Raw genomic sequence first — 16,871 nt, 5'->3', positions numbered from 1 at the left:
GCACCGTGCCACTCCTTGCGATTCAAGCGCTTACATCGACACGCCAGAAAGCAAAAACGCCCATGACCTCGCGGCCATGGGCGTTTTTTTTGGCGTTATTTAACTGGCGCGTCAGAGACGGTGAATAATCGCCGAACCCCAGGACAGCCCCACGCCGAAACCACTGATTGCCACGCGCTTCCAACTGGAATCGAACATGTGCTTTTCCAAGAGAAGCGGAATGCTCGACGACACGGTGTTGCCGGTCTCGACCATGTCCTTGATAAACTTCTCCGGCTCGCCTTCGAAACGACGGGCCACAGCGTCGACGATGGCCGCACTGCCCTGGTGGATACAGAACGCATCGATGTCCTGGGACACCAGGCCCGACTCGTCCAGCAGCTCGTGCAGATGCGCCGGCACCTTGAGCAGGGCAAAGTTGAACACCTGCCGGCCGTTCATATAGAACACGCCGTCGGTGACTTTCAGGTGCGGAGCACCCGAGCCGTCGGTGCCGAACTTGGCCTTGCCCAGTTGCCAGGCTGCGTCTTCAGCCATCCAGGTGGCCGTGGCGGCGTCGCCGAACAGCATGGTGGTGTTGCGGTCTTCAGGGTCGACGATTTTCGAATACGGGTCGGCGGTGATCAGCAGGCCATTCTTCAGGCCTGTAGCTTCCATGAAACCCTTGATGGCGTAGATGCCATAGACATAACCCGAGCACCCCAGGGAGATGTCGAAGGCTGCGACGTTAGTCGACAGGCCGAGTTTGTCCTGGACGATGGCCGACGTGTGCGGCAGCCCTTCTTCGTCACCGTTCTGGGTGACGACGATCAATACGTCGATGGCTTGACGATCGAGCTGCGGATTATTGGCGAACAACGCGTTGGCGGCCTCGACACACAGGTCGGAGGTTTCCTGGGCAGCGTCCTTGCGCGGCAGGAACGCCGAGCCGATTTTTCCAAGGATGAATTCTTCATCCTTTTCGAACTTCGCACCCTGAGCATAGTTATCCAGCCCACTCGCTGGCACGTAGCTGGCAATGCTTTTTATGCCAATCATTGTGGCTTCCCAATACTAAATAGCTGGAGATCACCGCTCGCAAGACCGAGAGGTACTGACAATACTGGACTTCGCCGAGTGAAAAAATACGGCGCAGGCGCTCCGCCAATCCGGAAAACACGCCCGACAAGGGTCAGCCCCCTGCCCATCCTTTTTTACACAATACAGTGAAGATGCGCTTTATGACTCGCAGGTCACGCATTATGCGTGGCTTATACCAAACATCCAGTCACAAACAGGCGATCAACCGCCGACTGGAGGGTAAAAACGATCAACCTAAGGGAGGAAAAAGCGTCAACGAGACATCGCCGGCACCCTGGGGTGCCGGTAATCAAAGGAGGGTTACAGCTTGTTGAACAGGCTCAACTGGGCGATTTTGACGAACGCCAATTGCGAGGCTTGCAGCAGTGATTGCTGAAAGGCCAGGTCGATAGATGCTGTTGCCACGTCAGTATCGCCAATTGCGGCCTGGGTACTGGTGTTTACCAGGCCGATGCTGGTGTTTTCGGCGCTCTGGATGTCAATGGCACCCAATCGAGCACCAATCGACCCGCGAACGTTATCGATCTGCTCGCTGGAGTTGGACAGGTTACTGATCGCTGCATTCACCGCGTCCTTGAGCTTGATCTGAGCCAGATCATTGCCGTCGGCCGGGGTTTCGAGCGCCTGGCGCAACTGACTCAATGTATCCAGTGCACTCTGAGTTTTATGGCTGCTGGCACCTACTACGAATTGATCGTCTGCTGCCGGGGCGCCGGTGAAGTCGAGCTTGACCCCCGCTACAGTGATCGAGCCCGCAGCCAGCACCCCACCACCGATTGGCTTGCTGTCCGAGCCCATTGGCTGGGCAAAGACTTCGTAGTTTGTTGCATCGGTGAATTTGACCACCACGCCGCTGTTAGGAAATCCGTTGACGTAGTCAGATTGGCTGGAGACGCCAGAACCGGTGATCTGAGCAGTCGAGGTATTACTCGGCGTGCGTGAAGAGTTAAAGCTGTCAGGCTTGGTGCCCAGCGAAAAAATGTGATCCTTCACTTCTTCATCAGGCGTCATCGGCAACGTGGTCACCGGATCGATAGGCGCCTTTAGTCGCAGCGTGATGTCGAACTCCACTCCGCGCAAATTGATGGTCGAGCCACCCTGCTTGCTCGCATCGAAAGTGCCATTGCCGGACACTTCGGTGGTCACGTCGTTACCATCCTTATCAGCGATGGTGTAGTGAGTACTGTCGACGAACTTCAGTTCGTAAGGCTCGCCTGCAGCAAAGTTCTTGGTGTAGGCCGCATTCGATTTCATCAGGCCTGCCGACACTGAAACCGTACCGTCGTTAGGCTTGGACGGATCGAGTACCGCCTGGGTGCGACCTGAGTTCGTGGCCGACTCGAGGACGCTCTTACCGGTGTCGTTGGTCGCAATCGACAAAATGTCAGAGACTTGCAAGCTCAACTGGTTGTCATCACCCTGATAAGAGTAGGTGCCATCGTTGTTGCGCACATACGGCGGCGTCAGGGTTTTCGAGCCGGAGAACATGTAGTTGCCGGACGGGTCCTTGCTATTGAGCAGGCCCAATACTTGCTCTTCGATCTCACCGATTTCGCTGGCAATCGACTTTCGATCAGCATCGCTGTAGCCACCGTTGCCGGCCTGCAGCGCCAGTTCGCGACCGCGCTGTATCGAGGTATTCAGGCTTTCAAGGACGCTCTCCTGGTTAGACAGCGAACTCTTGATGCTGCCCATATTGGTACTGTATTGCCCCAGCATCGCCTTCTGCTGCTGCAACATCAACAACTGCGCAGCACCGACAGGATCATCACCGGCACTTTGAATACGCACGCCCGAAGTGATCTGCTCCTGAGTCTTCACAATCGAGGAGAAGTTGTTCTGGTACTTGGCCGCACTCGTCTCAAAGTACTGGGCTGTAGAAATTCGCATCGTCGAAGACTCCCTTAAAGACTGTTGATCAGCGTGCTGAAGGTTTCTTGCGCGGCCTTGATAATCTGCGACGACGCGGTGTAGTACTGCTGGAACTTGACCAGGTCGGCGGCCTCGTCGTCCAGGTTAACCTGGGACACGGAGGCGACTTCGGACTTGGCGCGGGCCAGGATCGCCCCGCTGGCGGTGCTGTCACCCAGGGCCTGGCTGGCCTTGGCGCCGACCTGTTCCACCAGGCGGCTGTAGGCGGTGGTCATGCTCATGCCGGCGTTGCCGCCGCTGACGCCGACCGTGGCCTTGGTTTGCAGGCCCAACAATTCGTTGGCGTTGCGGTTGTCTTTCTTGCCGTCGACGTTGAAGGCGACTTCGTACTTGTCGTTCTTCGACGGCGAGCCGCTGACCGTGGTGTTGAAGGAAAACGATTTACCAGGGATCGCCGTGCCCGTCGCGTCGAGCATCGGCACGTTGATCGTCAGGTCGTTGCCCTGCCCCGGCACGATGGTGCCGGTGCCAATGCTCTGGCCTTTGGCGTTGAACACTTCGTAGCCCTGGCTGCCGCCGGCAGCGTCCTTGAAGGTCAGGGTCACCGGCATGGAATTCTTGATCCCGGCCTGCAGGTCGGCCAGGTCGGCGCCGGCGTAGATGTCCATCGGCACGGTCAGCGCGGGCGCGGTCAAGGCGCCAGTGCCGCCGTTGCCGGTGTTGCTGGTCGCGACCAGGGCGCCGGCAAAGGCCAGCTTGTTGGAGTCGGTCATCTGGGTGGTGATGTTGCTGGCACCGGTGCGGGTCGGGATCACCTTGAAGGTATCGCCCGCACTCAGGGCAGCGCCGTTGAGATTGAGCTTGAACCCATCGATCTCGGCCGCCGGGTTCAGATCAAAACTGCCCATGCTTTTGCCGTCGGAGCGCTTGACCGTGTACTTGTCCGCAGCGGTGAACGTCACTTCGTAATCGAAGGCGGTCAACGCACTGGAGTTGGTGATGGTGACGTCGAGATTACCCGAGCCCGCGCTGTTGCTCGAGGCGGCCAGGCTGCGCTGGCTGATCGCCGCAGCGCTGTTGATGCTGGAGAACAGCGACGCGCCGAATTCGCCATTGGCGTCGAGGCCCTGGCCCAACTGGCGGTTGATCTTGTCGGCGACCACGATGGCGGTGCGGCCCAGGTCGTTCATTGCCGGCACCAGCACGTCGTCGCGGTAGCGCAGCAGTCCGCCGATCTTGCCGCCGCTGATGACAGAGGTCACATCGCTCACTGAAGACGGCGATTTGACCTGGATAGTTACCTGGTTCTTGTCGATGCCGGTGCGGGCGGTCGTCAGGGTGTTGGACGTGTTGCCCAACACCAGCGACTGGCCGGTACCGAGGGATACGTTGTAGCTGCCGTTCTGTTCCTGGACGGTCACGCCGACCAGTTCATTGAGTGTGCGCACGGCTTCGTTACGCGCGTCGAGCAGGTTGTTCGGGCCGCTGCCGTTCGAGCTGCCGGCCTGGGAAATCTGCTGGTTCAGCGAGGCGATGGAGGACGTCAGCTGATTGACCTTTTCGGTCATGGTGGTCAGCTGGCTGTTGATGCCTTCGTTTTGCTGCTGCATCTGCGACGACAACGCGTTGAAGCGGTTGCTCAGGGTCTGCGCATTGGTCAGCAGCAACTGCCGCGCAGCCGTGTCGCTGGGCGTGGCGGCCGAGGTCTGCACGGCAGCAAAGAAGCTGCTCAACACCGCACTGATGCCGGTGGTTTTGTCCGAGAACAGCTTGTCGAGCGGGTTCACCTGCTCAAGGTAGGAGTTGGCATCGTTGCTCAGCGAAGTGCTGGTCTGCAGCTGCTGATCGAGATAGGCGTTATATACCCGACGCACATCCGCCAGGGTCGTGCCGCTGCCGATGAACACCCCGCCATTGAGGTTCGAGGCATTGCTGGTCTGAATGGTCTGCTGGCGTGAATAGCCGGCGGTGTTGGCGTTGGCAATGTTATTGCCGACAGTCGCCAACGACACCTGACTGGCGTTGAGACCCGACATCCCGATATTGAGCAAACTCATGGTTCAGACCTTATACCTTGTGCCTATAAAGGCGTAGTGGAAACGCCCGCCGCAGCGTAGTTCTGATAACTCGTCATCTGCCTGGCTATTTGCGAAATCTTGCTGGCGTAGTTCGGGTCGGTTGCGTAGCCGGCCTTCTGCAACTCGCGTACAAATTGTTCGGGGTTATCGGCAGACTTCACAACATCTTGATAGCGATTGTTGGATTGCAGCAGCGTCACGAGGTCGTGGAAGCTGTCCTTGTAGGAGTCGTAGGAACGGAACTGCGCCGTCTCCTTGACCATCTCGCCGTTTCTGAATTCGCTGGTGATGGCCCGGGCTGAATCGCCCTTCCAGTTGCTGCTGGCCTTGATGCCGAACAGGTTGTGGCTGCTGCTGCCATCCTGGGCGCGCATGACCGATTTGCCCCAGCCGGTTTCGAGGGCGGCCTGGGCCACCAGGTAACGCGGATCGACGCCGATGCGGTCGGCGGCTTCCTTGGCCATGGGCAGCATGGCGTTGACGAATTCGTCGGCGGAGCTGAAGGCTTTCTTTGGCGGTGCCAGCGGGATCTGCGCCATGGCCCGGCCGTAGACCTGCAGGCGACCGCTGGCCGGTGCTTCGGTTTGGGCGGTCAGCCAGTCGCCGTTGTACAGCGAGCCGGAACCGGTCGGGCTGATCGTGGGTACGTCGATTTTGCTGAGTGCGGTGGCCGCTGTCGTCGCAGTCGCAGCCGGGGTCGCGGCCGATGGCACCAGGCCGGCGAGCAGGCGGTCTGCGAGCTTCGGCGGCAACGCCAGGCGGCGCTGGTTGATCAGCGCCATGTCATTGCGATGCGCGCCCTCGCCTGCTGCCTGCGGTGCATGGATCGATCGCGACGCCCACAACGGGCGCTGGCCATTGAGGCGCGACAAGGGTCCGTGGGTGGCAGCCGTGCCGGCGGCAATTGGCGTTTCCACGGCGGCTTTGGCCTCGGCTTGCTTGGCGGCGGACGCTGCCGCCGCTTCACCCGGGGCCATGGGTTTGTTCTTCGACATCTGACGCATCAACACATCGGCCAGGCCGATACCGCCGCCTTCGCGGGACATGGAAACGGCCAGCTGCTGGTCGTACATTTCCTGGTACTGCTTGGCTTCGGCGGTGTTGAGCGGGTTGTCCTGGCCCAGCGCATTGGTGGCCGAGCGCATGGATTTGAGCATTTCACCGAGGAACAGCGACTCGAACTCCTGCGCCACTTTGCGCATGTTCGCGTCGCTGTTCTTGTCGCCGACCTTGAGCTGGTTGAGGCGATTCAAGTCCGAGTAGGACCCCGAATCGCTGCTGCTGACCACACCGCTCTTGTACATATCCATGGGCGCAGTCCTCAGATCACGATCAGGTCGGCTTGCAGTGCGCCGGCCTGTTTCAGTGCTTCGAGGATGGCCATCAAGTCACCCGGTGCGGCGCCGACCTGGTTCACCGCTCGCACGATTTCGTCGAGGGTGGTGCCCGGGCCGAACTTGAACATCGGCTTGGCTTCCTGCTGGGCGTTGACCCGCGAGCGTGGCACCACGGCCGTCTGGCCATTGGACAGCGGGCCCGGCTGGCTGACGATCGGGTCTTCGGTGATGGTCACGGTCAGGCTGCCGTGGGTCACGGCGGCCGGGGACACTTTCACGTTCTGGCCGATCACGATAGTGCCGGTGCGCGAGTTGATGATGACTTTGGCCACCGCCTGGCCCGGATCGACTTCGAGGTTCTCGATGATCGACAGGTAGTCCACGCGCTGGCTCGGGTCCAGTGGCGCACTGACGCGGATCGAGCCGCCGTCGATGGCCTGGGCCACGCCCGGGCCGAGCATGTTGTTGATCTTGTCGACGATGCGCTTGGCGGTGGTGAAGTCCGAACGGTTGAGGTTCAGGGTCAGGCTGTTGCCCTGGTTGAAACCACTTGGCACCGCCCGCTCGACCGATGCACCACCGGGAATGCGCCCCGCCGACGGGACGTTGACGGTGATCTTCGAACCGTCGCGGCCCTCGGCATCAAAACCGCCGACCACCAGGTTGCCCTGGGCGATCGCGTAGACGTTACCGTCAATACCTTTGAGCGGCGTCAGCAGCAAGGTACCGCCGCGCAGGCTCTTGGAGTTGCCGATGGACGCTACAGTGATGTCAATCTGCTGACCCGGCTTGGCGAACGCCGGCAAGTCGGCGCTGATCGACACCGCCGCGACGTTTTTCAACTGCACGTTGCCCGAACCCGGCGGCACCTTGATGCCGAACTGCGAGAGCATGTTGTTGAAGGTCTGCAGGGTGAACGGGGTCTGCGTCGTCTGGTCGCCGGTGCCGCTAAGCCCAACCACCAGGCCGTAGCCGATCAGTTGGTTGGAACGCACGCCAGAAATACTGGCGATGTCCTTGAGCCGCTCGGCTTGCGCGCTGAACGCAGCCGAGAGCATCAGGGCGGCCACCATCAGGCGTTTGAAGTTCAACATGCTCAACTTGATAGCCACCTAGAAAGGAAACAGCGGGCTGAGGAAGAAACGGTCGAACCAGCCTGGCTGACTCGCATCGGCAAAGGCACCGGTGCCCGAGTAGGTAATACGTGCATCGGCAACCCGGGTCGACGACACGGTGTTGTCGGTGGCGATGTCATCGGCGCGGACCATGCCGGCGATGCGCACCAGCTCATCGCCGGTGTTGAGGGTCAGCCACTTCTCGCCGCGTACGGCGATGATACCGTTGGGCAATACGTCGGCGACGGTCACGGTGATGGAGCCGGTCAGGCTGTTGCTCTGCCCGGACTTGCTGTCGCCCTTGGTCGCACGGTCGCCGGAATAACCGACGTCCAGGCTCAGGTCACCGCCACCGACCGGGTTGTTGGTGTTCAGGCCACCACCGAAAAACGAGCTCAGGCCAATGTCGGTCTTGCTGGTCTTGCCCACCTGGGAGTTGGCGTTCTTGCTGGCCTGGGTGCGCTCGTTCAGCGTGATGGTGATGATGTCACCGACGCGATACGCCTTGCGGTCGCTGTACAGGTTCTGTTCGAAGCCGGCCTGGTAGATCGAGCCATTGTTGGCGGCAGCCGGCAGTGGTGTGCGCGGCAACACCGGGGCGTAGTAAGGGTCATTGGGCCGCGGCGCAGGCGCGACACAGCCCGCGAGTGCGGTGATGCCACTCAGTGCCAGAACAGATACGAAGCGATTCATGACCCTACCTCACGGTGTTGCAGGCGACCGCGTGGCCGCCCCATATTCTTGATTACAGATTCTGCGTTACGAACGAGAGCATCTGGTCGGCGGTGGAGATCACCTTGGAGTTCATCTCGTAGGCGCGCTGGGTGGTGATCATGTTGACCATCTCCTCAACGGTGCTGACGTTGGAGGTTTCCAGGGTGTTCTGCAGCGTGGTGCCGAAACCGGCGAGGCCCGGGGTGCCAACCTGTGGCGCGCCGCTGGCGGCGGTTTCCAGGAACAGGTTGTTGCCCACCGCTTGCAGGCCGGCCGGGTTGATGAAGTCGGCGGTCTGCAGGTTGCCGATCACCTGGGAAGCGGCGTTGCCGGGAACGGTGACCGACACGGTACCGTCACGGCCGACCGTGAAGGTCTGGGCGTCGTTCGGGATGACAATGGCCGGCTCCAGGGCGAAGCCGCTGGCATTGACGATCTGGCCGTTGGAGTCCAGGTGGAAAGTACCGTCACGGGTGTAGGACGTGGTGCCATCCGGCTGCAGGATCTGGAAGAAACCGCGACCGTCGATGGCCATGTCCAGCGGCTGCTCGGTGGTTTGCAAGCTGCCGGCGGTGAAGTTTTTCTGGGTGCCGACGATGCGCACACCAGTACCCACTTGCAGACCCGACGGCAATTCGCTGTCCTGGGTCGACTGGGCGCCAGGCTGACGCTTGATCTGATACAGCAGGTCCTGGAACTCGGCGCGATCACGTTTAAAACCCGTGGTCGACACGTTCGCCAGGTTGTTGGAAATGGTGGTCAGGTTGGTGTCCTGGGCGGACAGACCGGTTTTGGCAACCCATAGAGCCGGAAGCATTCGATTCTCCTCGTGCGCCTGTTTTACGGCGCGACGTTCTGGTAATTAGCTGATCTGCAAGACCCGAGCCATGGCCTGGTCGTCTTCTTTGGCGGTGTTCATCATCTTGATGTGCAATTCGAACTGCTTGGCCAGGGCCAGCACCGAGGTCATTTCTTCCACGGCGTTGACGTTGCTCGACTCGAGGAAACCGGACACCAGCTTGACGTTGGCATCCGCCTGCGCCGGCTGACCGTCCTTGGTGTGGATCGAACCGTCCAGGCCTTTGGTCATGTTTCTGAAGTCAGGGTTGACCAGCTTGATGCGGTCGACTTCGGCCATCACGCGCGGGCCTTCGCCCATCGCCCGAATGCTGATGGTGCCATCCTCGCCCACCTCGATCTGTTGCTCGGGCGGCACGGCAATCGGCCCGCCATTGCCCATCACCGGCATACCATTGCCGGCGCGCAATACGCCCAGGGCGTCGACGTTGAGGCTGCCGGTGCGCACATAACTTTCACCGCCATCGGGGTTCTGCACGGCAATCCAGCCATTGCCCTGTACGGCAACGTCGAGGTCGCGGCCGGTTTCCACCAGCGAACCTGCGGAGAAGTCGGTGGCCGGACGCTCGGACATGGCAAACGCACGCGCCGGAAAGCTGTCACCAAACACCGGCATCGAGCGCGCCTGCTCCAGGTCTTTCTGGAAACCGTTGGTGGAGATGTTCGCGAGGTTGTTCGCATGAGCCTTCTGCGCCAGTGCATTCTGGCTGGCGCCGGTCATAGCTACATAAAGGTACTTATCCACACTCTTTCCTCTGCATGCCGGACGTTTGCCGCCCACCGCTGTACTGCTGAGCCATAAGCAATTTGCAGACCAACTATTTTCTGGCGGCGCAGGGCCCGGCAAACTGGGGGCTTGAGGGGTTTGGAGATGAGTGACGGAATGGGGTGAAGTCGAAAAACCGGCGGTGTTGTGCCGCTTCGCGGCAATAGAGCGAAAGATCGCAGGCTCGTTTCACTCGGCAGCTCCTACATGAATACCTGATCCCCGTAGGAGCTGCCGAGTGAAACGAGCCTGCGATCTTTTGACTTTAAGTGCTGCTGTCCTTGCCCACCTCATACTCACGCAGCTTGTTGGCAATGGTGGTATGCGAAACCCCCAGGCGTTTACCCAACTGCCGGCTGCTCGGATGTTCTGAATACAGACGCTCCAGCACCGCCTTCTCGAAGCGCCCGACAATCTCGTCCAGCCCGCCTTCCAGAGAAAAATCGCCAAGCGGCTGACGCACGCCGTAGTCCGGCAGGCGGATGTGCTCGGCCTTGACCGTGCCGCCTTCGCACAAGGACACCGCCTGGAACAGTACATTCTCCAATTGCCGAACGTTGCCCGGCCAATGGTAATGACTGAGCCGCTCCATCGCCGCCGGCGCCAGTTTCGGCAGCGGACAACCGATCTGCCGGCTGGCCTGGTCCAGGAAGTGCTCGACCAGGGGCGTCAAGCCGTCCAGGCATTCGCGCAGTGGCGGGATGTGCAACGACAAGACGTTCAGGCGGTGGTACAGATCCTGGCGGAACTCCCCGCGAGCGCACAGCTCCGACAGGTCGACCTGGGTCGCACAGATCACCCGCACATCGAGGTACACCTCTTCATCACTGCCTACCCGACGAAAGCATCCGTCCTGCAGGAAGCGCAGCAATTTCACCTGCAAGCGCGGGCTCATTTCACCGACACCATCAAGAAACAGCGTACCGCCGGCAGTCAGCTCCAGCAGCCCGAGCTTGCCTTCGGCACGGGCGCCTTCGAATGCGCCAGGGCCGTAGCCGAACAATTCGGTCTCGGCCATGGACTCCGGCAGCCCCGCACAGTTGAGCGCCATCAACGGCGACTGGCCGCGGGGACTTGCCAGGTGGCAGGCCCGCGCCAGCAACTCCTTGCCGGTGCCGGTTTCGCCTTCTATCAACAACGGTGCGTCCAGGGGCGCCATGCGCCGGGCTTCGCGGACCACGGCGGCCATCACCTTCGAGCTCTGGAAAATGCTGTCGAACCCCCTCAGTTCCTGCTTGCGCACGTTGTAGATGCGTTCACCTACCCGATCCGCGCGATGCAGCGTCAATACCGCGCCGGCCATGGCCTCGCTGTCGTCATGCTCCGATTGCAATGGCGCGATGTCGGCCAGGAACACGTCGCCCTTGACCTTGACCCGCAGCCCGTTGATCCGCGACTTGTTGGCACGTACCAGTTCCGGCAGGTCGAAATCCTCGGCGTAACGGGACAACGGGATGCCCGGCACCTCGTCCACCCGCACACCGAGCAGCTGTGCGGCGGCCCGGTTGGCCGCGACGATCGAACCGCCCATATCGATCGACAGCACCGGAAACTCCAGCGCGCCGAGCAGCGCATTGAGCTCCATGTGCCGGCGCTCGCTGGGCATCAGCCCTACGCGCTTGACGCCAAACACCCCGGGGATCGATTCGAACTTCGCCCGCAGCGCCTGGAACTGCAGGTTGATGAGGTTCGGGCAGTGCAGGTAGATCGCATTACCGTGCTCACCCCCGACTTCGCCACGCGCGACGTTGATCCCGTACTCCACCAGCAGGTCGAGGATGTCGCGCAGGATGCCGATGCGGTTCTGGCAGTGGACTTTGATACGCATATAAAGGCTCGAAAAGCGGTTAAGGAAATCATGCCAAGCTCGACCCGCTCCCACAGGGGGATTGCGGTGGCCGCAGGAGCGGTTTTTTGCTGCGACGCTCAGATAGTCGTAAAGATTATGTGACACCCACGGCGCTTTTCAAACAAGAAAACTCAACAGCCACGCCACAACTGCCATTGCGTAACGAAAAGTTTACGAAAAGCACTGGTTTTTGCTCTCTACACCTCGCGCACGGGGGTGCACATCCGAAAATCCTGGGGTATTTGTAAGTCCATAGCTGGACATAACAAGAACGAATTTCCCCTAGCAGGAGAGCAGCATGAAGCAGACGCAATACGTGGCTCGCGAGCCCGATGCGCAAGGTTTTATCGATTACCCCGCCGAAGAACACGCGGTGTGGAACACGCTGATCACTCGCCAACTGAAAGTGATCGAGGGTCGTGCGTGCCAGGAATACCTGGACGGTATCGAAAAACTCGGTCTGCCCCACGACCGCATCCCGCAACTGGGCGAGATCAACAAGGTGCTCGGTGAAACCACCGGCTGGCAGGTGGCCCGGGTGCCAGCGCTGATTCCCTTCCAGACTTTCTTCGAATTGCTCGCCAACAAGCAGTTCCCGGTGGCCACTTTCATTCGCACTCGCGAAGAGCTGGACTACCTGCAAGAGCCGGATATTTTCCACGAGATATTTGGCCACTGCCCGCTGCTGACCAACCCCTGGTTCGCCGAATTCACCCACACCTACGGCAAGCTTGGCCTGCAGGCGACCAAGGAAGAACGGGTGTACCTGGCGCGCCTGTACTGGATGACCATCGAGTTCGGCCTGGTCGACACGCCCCAGGGCCAGCGCATCTACGGCGGCGGTATCCTTTCTTCACCGAAAGAAACCGTCTACTGCCTGTCCGATGAGCCTGAACATCAAGCCTTCGACCCGCTGGAATGCATGCGCACGCCTTACCGCATCGACATCCTGCAGCCCCTGTACTTCGTGCTGCCCAACCTCAAGCGCCTGTTCGACCTGGCCCACGAGGACATCATGGGCATGGTCAAGCAAGGCATGCAGATGGGCTTGCACGCACCAAAATTTCCGCCCAAGCCAAAAGCGGCCTGAGCAGATCCCGCTCGCGACTTGCGCGCAAAGATAGTAATTTCCAACAAGAATCGAATTCAGGAATACACCATGAACGCTCTGAACCAAGCCCACTGCGAAGCCTGCCAAGCCGGCGCACCTCAGGTCAGCGACGAAGAATTGCCGGTATTGCTCAAGCAGATCCCGGACTGGAACATCGAAGTTCGCGACAGCATCATGCAGCTGGAAAAAGTCTTCCTGTTCAAGAATTTCAAGCATGCGCTGGCGTTCACCAACGCGGTCGGTGAAATCTCAGAGGCGGAGGGTCACCACCCGGGCCTGCTCACCGAGTGGGGCAAAGTCACCGTGACCTGGTGGAGCCACTCCATCAAGGGCCTGCACCGCAACGACTTCATCATGGCCGCGCGCACCGACGAAGTGGCCAAGGACGCCGAGGGCCGCAAATAATGCATTTCGACTCGATCGGCCGGGTGCCTGGCGATCCGATCCTGGGGTTGATGGAGGCGTATGCGCAGGATCCCAACCCGCGCAAATTCGACCTCGGGGTGGGCGTCTATAAAGATGCCCACGGCCTGACGCCAATCCCGCAAGCGGTGAAACTCGCCGAGGCGCGACTGGTTGACAAGCAATCCACCAAGACCTACATCGGTGGTCATGGCGAGCCGGCGTTTGGCAAGGTGATCAACGAGCTGCTGCTGGGCGCCGACTCCCCGTTGATCGCCGGGCAGCGCGCGGGGGCCACGCAGACCCCAGGCGGCACCGGGGCATTGCGCCTCAGCGCCGACTTCATTGCCCAGTGCCTGCCGGGCCGTGGCGTGTGGCTGAGCAACCCGACCTGGCCGATCCATGAAACGATTTTCGCGGCAGCCGGGGTGAAGGTCAGCCATTACCCGTACGTGGGCAGCGATAACCGTCTCGACGTCGAGGCCATGCTGGCGGTACTACGTGAAGTGCCCAAGGGCGACGTAGTGCTGTTGCACGCCTGCTGCCACAACCCGACCGGTTTTGATCTGTCCCATGACGACTGGCGGCGGGTGCTGGACATCGTGCGCAGCCGCGACCTGCTGCCGCTGATCGACTTCGCCTACCAGGGTTTTGGTGATGGCCTGGAGCAGGATGCCTGGTCAACCCGACTGTTCGCCGCCGAGTTGCCGGAAGTGCTGATCACCAGTTCCTGCTCGAAGAACTTCGGCCTGTACCGCGATCGCACCGGCGCGCTGATTGTTTGCGCCCAGAGCGCTGACAAGCTGGTGGACATACGCAGCCAGCTGGCCAACATTGCTCGCAACCTGTGGTCGACACCGCCGGATCATGGCGCTGCAGTGGTGGCGACCATCCTTGGCGACCCTGAGTTGAAAAGCTTGTGGGCCGACGAAGTGGAAGCCATGCGCCTGCGCATTGCGCAGTTACGCAGCGGTTTGGTAGAGGCGCTTGAGCCTCACGGTTTGCGCGAGCGTTTTGCCCACATCGGCGTTCAGCGCGGAATGTTCTCCTATACCGGTCTGTCGCCGGAGCAGGTGAAAAATCTTCGTGACCACCACAGCGTCTATATGGTCGGCACCGGCCGGGCGAACGTGGCCGGCATCGATGCAACGCGCCTGGACCTGCTGGCCGAGGCCATCGCCGAGGTCTGCAAGTAACCCTGGTTGCAAATAGCCCTGTTTGCAAAACAACCCCGTAGGAGCTGTCGAGCCTGCGAGGCTGCGATCTTTTGATGTTGCCCTTCAACACAAAATCAAAAGATCGCAGCCTCGCAGGCTCGGCAGCTCCTAAGCAGCTCCTGCAGGGAACCATCGCAAGATCGAGCGCCCCCCCCCCTGCGGCCATCTGTCGCAGAAATTCCAGATAAAACTCTAATTGTCATTTCTCCTGCTGTATCCTGCCCAGGCTTTGTAAAAGCGCGGATCTACCAGATCTATCAACAGACTTTGCGAGGAGCGCGAAACATGCACGAGATCCCTAATCTCCCCTTCCCAAGCCTGCACGAAACTGAGCAGACAACCACGCAGCAAGCCGGCGCCCAACAGCCCGAGCCGAAAGAAGCATCTGACGGTCGCAAGGCTGACAGCGAAGACTGAGACACCCGCAATGCCAGACCGTGTGGAAAGCGCTAACATGCGCTTTCCACACCGCCTGAACCCTGAGCCGCGCATGAACGACGACTTTAACGAGAACCAGGCCAGCGTCCTGATCGGCACCGCCGAGAAAATGATCGCTATCTGGAATCGCCTCTCCGCCGAAAAACAGGCTGCCCTGCTCGCCCGTTTCGGCACCCAGGAAAACGCCCTGGCCGCCTTGGTCACGACGCAACTGTTTGCCCCGGACACGACCGACTCAACCCCGCCCGGCAAATAGTTTTACTTTTTCACGACCTGCGCGCCCTCCCACCGCTATCATAAGCAGCCTATCTATCCTGCTTTGCCGTGGACCTTTACCCATGTCTGAAAACCAGCGCCCCCTGGCGGTCACGCTGCAAGTTGTCTCCATCGTCCTCTTCACCTTCATCGGCTACCTGAACATCGGCATTCCCCTGGCGGTACTGCCGGGCTATGTCCACAGCGACCTGGGCTTTGGTGCCGTGATCGCCGGGCTGGTGATCAGCGTGCAATACCTGGCCACCCTGCTCAGCCGACCCTACGCCGGCAAGATCATCGACAACAAGGGCAGCAAGCTGGCAGTCATGTACGGCCTTGCCGGCTGCGGCCTGAGCGGGGTGTTCATGCTGATTTCAGCCTGGACCCAAAGCCTGCCGATGGTGAGCCTGATCAGCCTGTTGATTGGCCGCCTGGTGCTCGGCAGCGCCGAAAGCCTGGTCGGCTCCGGTTCGATCGGCTGGGGCATCGGCCGGGTCGGTGCGGCGAATACCGCCAAAGTCATCTCCTGGAACGGCATCGCCAGCTACGGCGCACTGGCTGTCGGCGCGCCGCTGGGTGTGCTGCTGGTGAGGGAGTTGGGCTTGTGGAGCATGGGCGTGAGTATCGTGCTGCTGGCGGTGATCGGCCTGGCCCTGGCATGGCCAAAGACCGCCGCACCGATCGTGGTCGGCGAGCGCTTGCCGTTCATGCACGTGCTGGGGCGAGTGCTGCCCCATGGCTGTGGCCTGGCGTTGGGCTCCATCGGGTTTGGCACCATCGCCACCTTCATTACCCTGTATTACGCCACGCAAAACTGGAACAACGCCGTGCTGTGCCTGAGCCTGTTCGGCGCCAGCTTCATTGGCGCGCGCCTGCTGTTCGGCAACCTGATCAACCGCCTCGGGGGCTTTCGCGTGGCGATCGCCTGCCTGTCGGTGGAAACCCTGGGCTTATTGCTGCTGTGGCTGGCACCGGATGCACACTGGGCCCTGGCCGGCGCAGCGCTTAGCGGATTTGGCTTCTCCCTGGTATTCCCGGCGCTGGGCGTGGAAGCCGTGAACCTGGTGCCGGCTTCGAGCCGCGGGGCAGCAGTGGGCGCTTATTCGTTGTTTATCGACCTGTCACTGGGGATCACCGGGCCATTGGCCGGTGCCATCGCCGCAGGGTTCGGCTTTGCCTCGATCTTCCTGTTCGCCGCGCTTGCCGCCCTTGGCGGTCTGGCCCTGAGCATCTATTTGTACCGCCAGGCGCCGAAGTACCGGGATCAACGGGACGCCCGCTAGAAGTCGACCTTGCCGCGCCCGGCCTTGATGCTGCCGCGTTTGGTCTTGGACTCGAGGCGACGTTTTTTCGAGCCAAGGGTCGGCTTGGTCGGGCGGCGCTTCTTTTCGACCTTGGTGGCGCTCTGGATCAGCTCGACAAGGCGCTCCAACGCATCGGCGCGATTGGCTTCCTGCGTGCGGTACTGTTGGGCCTTGATGATGAGCACGCCATCGCTGGTGATGCGACTGTCGCGCAGCGCCAGCAGCCGCTCCTTGTAGAACTCGGGCAATGAAGACGCGGGGATGTCGAAGCGCAGGTGCATGGCGCTGGAGACCTTGTTGACGTTCTGCCCGCCGGCGCCCTGGGCGCGAATGGCCGTCAGCTCGATCTCGGCATCCGGCAGGTGCACGTTGTTGGAAATCTCCAGCATGGTAAAAGTGTCCGTATTCAGAAGGTGCAGGATACCCTGTGGGAGCGAGCTCCCACAGATTATGCTGCTCACCTGCAAAAAAACCC

Annotated in this window: 16 protein-coding genes; 6 read left to right on the top strand and 10 right to left on the bottom strand. The window is 60.7% G+C overall.

The annotated features are described in order from the left end of the window. Nucleotides 1-111: 111 nt before the first annotated feature. The 9 genes from IMW75_RS03970 to IMW75_RS03930 form a co-directional block, all read right to left on the bottom strand. The gene (locus tag IMW75_RS03970; protein ID WP_205891936.1) at nucleotides 112-1,038 is read right to left on the bottom strand and encodes a ketoacyl-ACP synthase III; all 927 of its coding nucleotides are present in this window, start codon (nucleotides 1,036-1,038) and stop codon (nucleotides 112-114) included. A 342-nt stretch (nucleotides 1,039-1,380) separates the two neighbouring features. Then, on the bottom strand, nucleotides 1,381-2,970 hold the full coding sequence (locus tag IMW75_RS03965) for a flagellar hook-associated protein 3 (protein WP_205891935.1): 1,590 nt from the start codon (nucleotides 2,968-2,970) through the stop codon (nucleotides 1,381-1,383). Nucleotides 2,971-2,984: 14 nt separating this feature from the next. Next, on the bottom strand, nucleotides 2,985-5,009 hold the full coding sequence (gene flgK, locus IMW75_RS03960) for a flagellar hook-associated protein FlgK (RefSeq protein WP_205891934.1): 2,025 nt from the start codon (nucleotides 5,007-5,009) through the stop codon (nucleotides 2,985-2,987). Between the two features lie 23 nt (nucleotides 5,010-5,032). Beyond that, the gene (flgJ, locus tag IMW75_RS03955) at nucleotides 5,033-6,340 is read right to left on the bottom strand and encodes a flagellar assembly peptidoglycan hydrolase FlgJ (protein ID WP_205891933.1); all 1,308 of its coding nucleotides are present in this window, start codon (nucleotides 6,338-6,340) and stop codon (nucleotides 5,033-5,035) included. Between the two features lie 11 nt (nucleotides 6,341-6,351). Continuing rightward, nucleotides 6,352-7,461 (bottom strand): flagellar basal body P-ring protein FlgI, encoded by a 1,110-nt coding sequence (locus IMW75_RS03950; protein WP_045058876.1) that lies wholly within the window; start codon nucleotides 7,459-7,461, stop codon nucleotides 6,352-6,354. Between the two features lie 18 nt (nucleotides 7,462-7,479). Then, nucleotides 7,480-8,175 carry a flagellar basal body L-ring protein FlgH gene (flgH, locus tag IMW75_RS03945; RefSeq protein WP_045058875.1) on the bottom strand — a complete coding sequence of 232 codons (696 nt, stop codon included), beginning with the start codon at nucleotides 8,173-8,175 and terminating at the stop codon, nucleotides 7,480-7,482. Nucleotides 8,176-8,227: 52 nt separating this feature from the next. Beyond that, nucleotides 8,228-9,013, bottom strand: a complete 786-nt coding sequence (gene flgG / locus IMW75_RS03940; protein ID WP_045058874.1) for a flagellar basal-body rod protein FlgG — start codon at nucleotides 9,011-9,013, stop codon at nucleotides 8,228-8,230. Between the two features lie 45 nt (nucleotides 9,014-9,058). Continuing rightward, nucleotides 9,059-9,799 (bottom strand): flagellar basal body rod protein FlgF, encoded by a 741-nt coding sequence (locus tag IMW75_RS03935; RefSeq protein WP_045058873.1) that lies wholly within the window; start codon nucleotides 9,797-9,799, stop codon nucleotides 9,059-9,061. Between the two features lie 286 nt (nucleotides 9,800-10,085). Beyond that, nucleotides 10,086-11,648: a sigma-54-dependent transcriptional regulator gene (locus tag IMW75_RS03930; RefSeq protein WP_205891932.1), complete on the bottom strand. Its 1,563-nt coding sequence runs from the start codon at nucleotides 11,646-11,648 to the stop codon at nucleotides 10,086-10,088. A 319-nt stretch (nucleotides 11,649-11,967) separates the two neighbouring features. Here IMW75_RS03930 and phhA point away from each other — a divergent pair, with 319 nt between their 5' ends. The 6 genes from phhA to IMW75_RS03905 all read left to right on the top strand — a co-directional run bounded on the left by phhA (nucleotide 11,968) and on the right by IMW75_RS03905 (nucleotide 16,375). Next, entirely contained in the window at nucleotides 11,968-12,759 is a 792-nt protein-coding gene (phhA, locus tag IMW75_RS03925; RefSeq protein ID WP_045058871.1) for a phenylalanine 4-monooxygenase, read from the top strand. Nucleotides 12,760-12,828: 69 nt separating this feature from the next. Continuing rightward, nucleotides 12,829-13,185: a 4a-hydroxytetrahydrobiopterin dehydratase gene (locus IMW75_RS03920; RefSeq protein WP_045058870.1), complete on the top strand. Its 357-nt coding sequence runs from the start codon at nucleotides 12,829-12,831 to the stop codon at nucleotides 13,183-13,185. Then, on the top strand, nucleotides 13,185-14,378 hold the full coding sequence (locus IMW75_RS03915; RefSeq protein WP_209012690.1) for an amino acid aminotransferase: 1,194 nt from the start codon (nucleotides 13,185-13,187) through the stop codon (nucleotides 14,376-14,378). Before IMW75_RS03920 ends, IMW75_RS03915 begins: the two co-directional genes overlap by 1 nt. Before the next feature lie 306 nt (nucleotides 14,379-14,684). Continuing rightward, entirely contained in the window at nucleotides 14,685-14,816 is a 132-nt protein-coding gene (locus IMW75_RS27150) for a hypothetical protein (RefSeq protein ID WP_272873804.1), read from the top strand. Nucleotides 14,817-14,853: 37 nt separating this feature from the next. Further along, complete coding sequence (locus tag IMW75_RS03910) at nucleotides 14,854-15,093, top strand: hypothetical protein (RefSeq protein WP_205891931.1); 240 nt, start codon at nucleotides 14,854-14,856, stop codon at nucleotides 15,091-15,093. Nucleotides 15,094-15,175: 82 nt separating this feature from the next. Then, nucleotides 15,176-16,375, top strand: a complete 1,200-nt coding sequence (locus IMW75_RS03905; RefSeq protein ID WP_205891930.1) for an MFS transporter — start codon at nucleotides 15,176-15,178, stop codon at nucleotides 16,373-16,375. On the opposite strand, the gene arfB is transcribed toward IMW75_RS03905, so the two are convergent. Next, on the bottom strand, nucleotides 16,372-16,785 hold the full coding sequence (arfB, locus tag IMW75_RS03900) for an alternative ribosome rescue aminoacyl-tRNA hydrolase ArfB (RefSeq protein WP_045058867.1): 414 nt from the start codon (nucleotides 16,783-16,785) through the stop codon (nucleotides 16,372-16,374). The two genes, IMW75_RS03905 and arfB, sit on opposite strands and share 4 nt — an antisense overlap. Between the last annotated feature and the right edge of the window lie 86 nt (nucleotides 16,786-16,871).

The sequence above is a fragment of the Pseudomonas gregormendelii genome, from assembly GCF_017114825.1.
GTDB lineage: Bacteria > Pseudomonadota > Gammaproteobacteria > Pseudomonadales > Pseudomonadaceae > Aquipseudomonas > Aquipseudomonas gregormendelii.
Note: the sequence above shows the minus strand (reverse complement) of the source record. Positions and strands in the feature narration are given on the sequence as shown.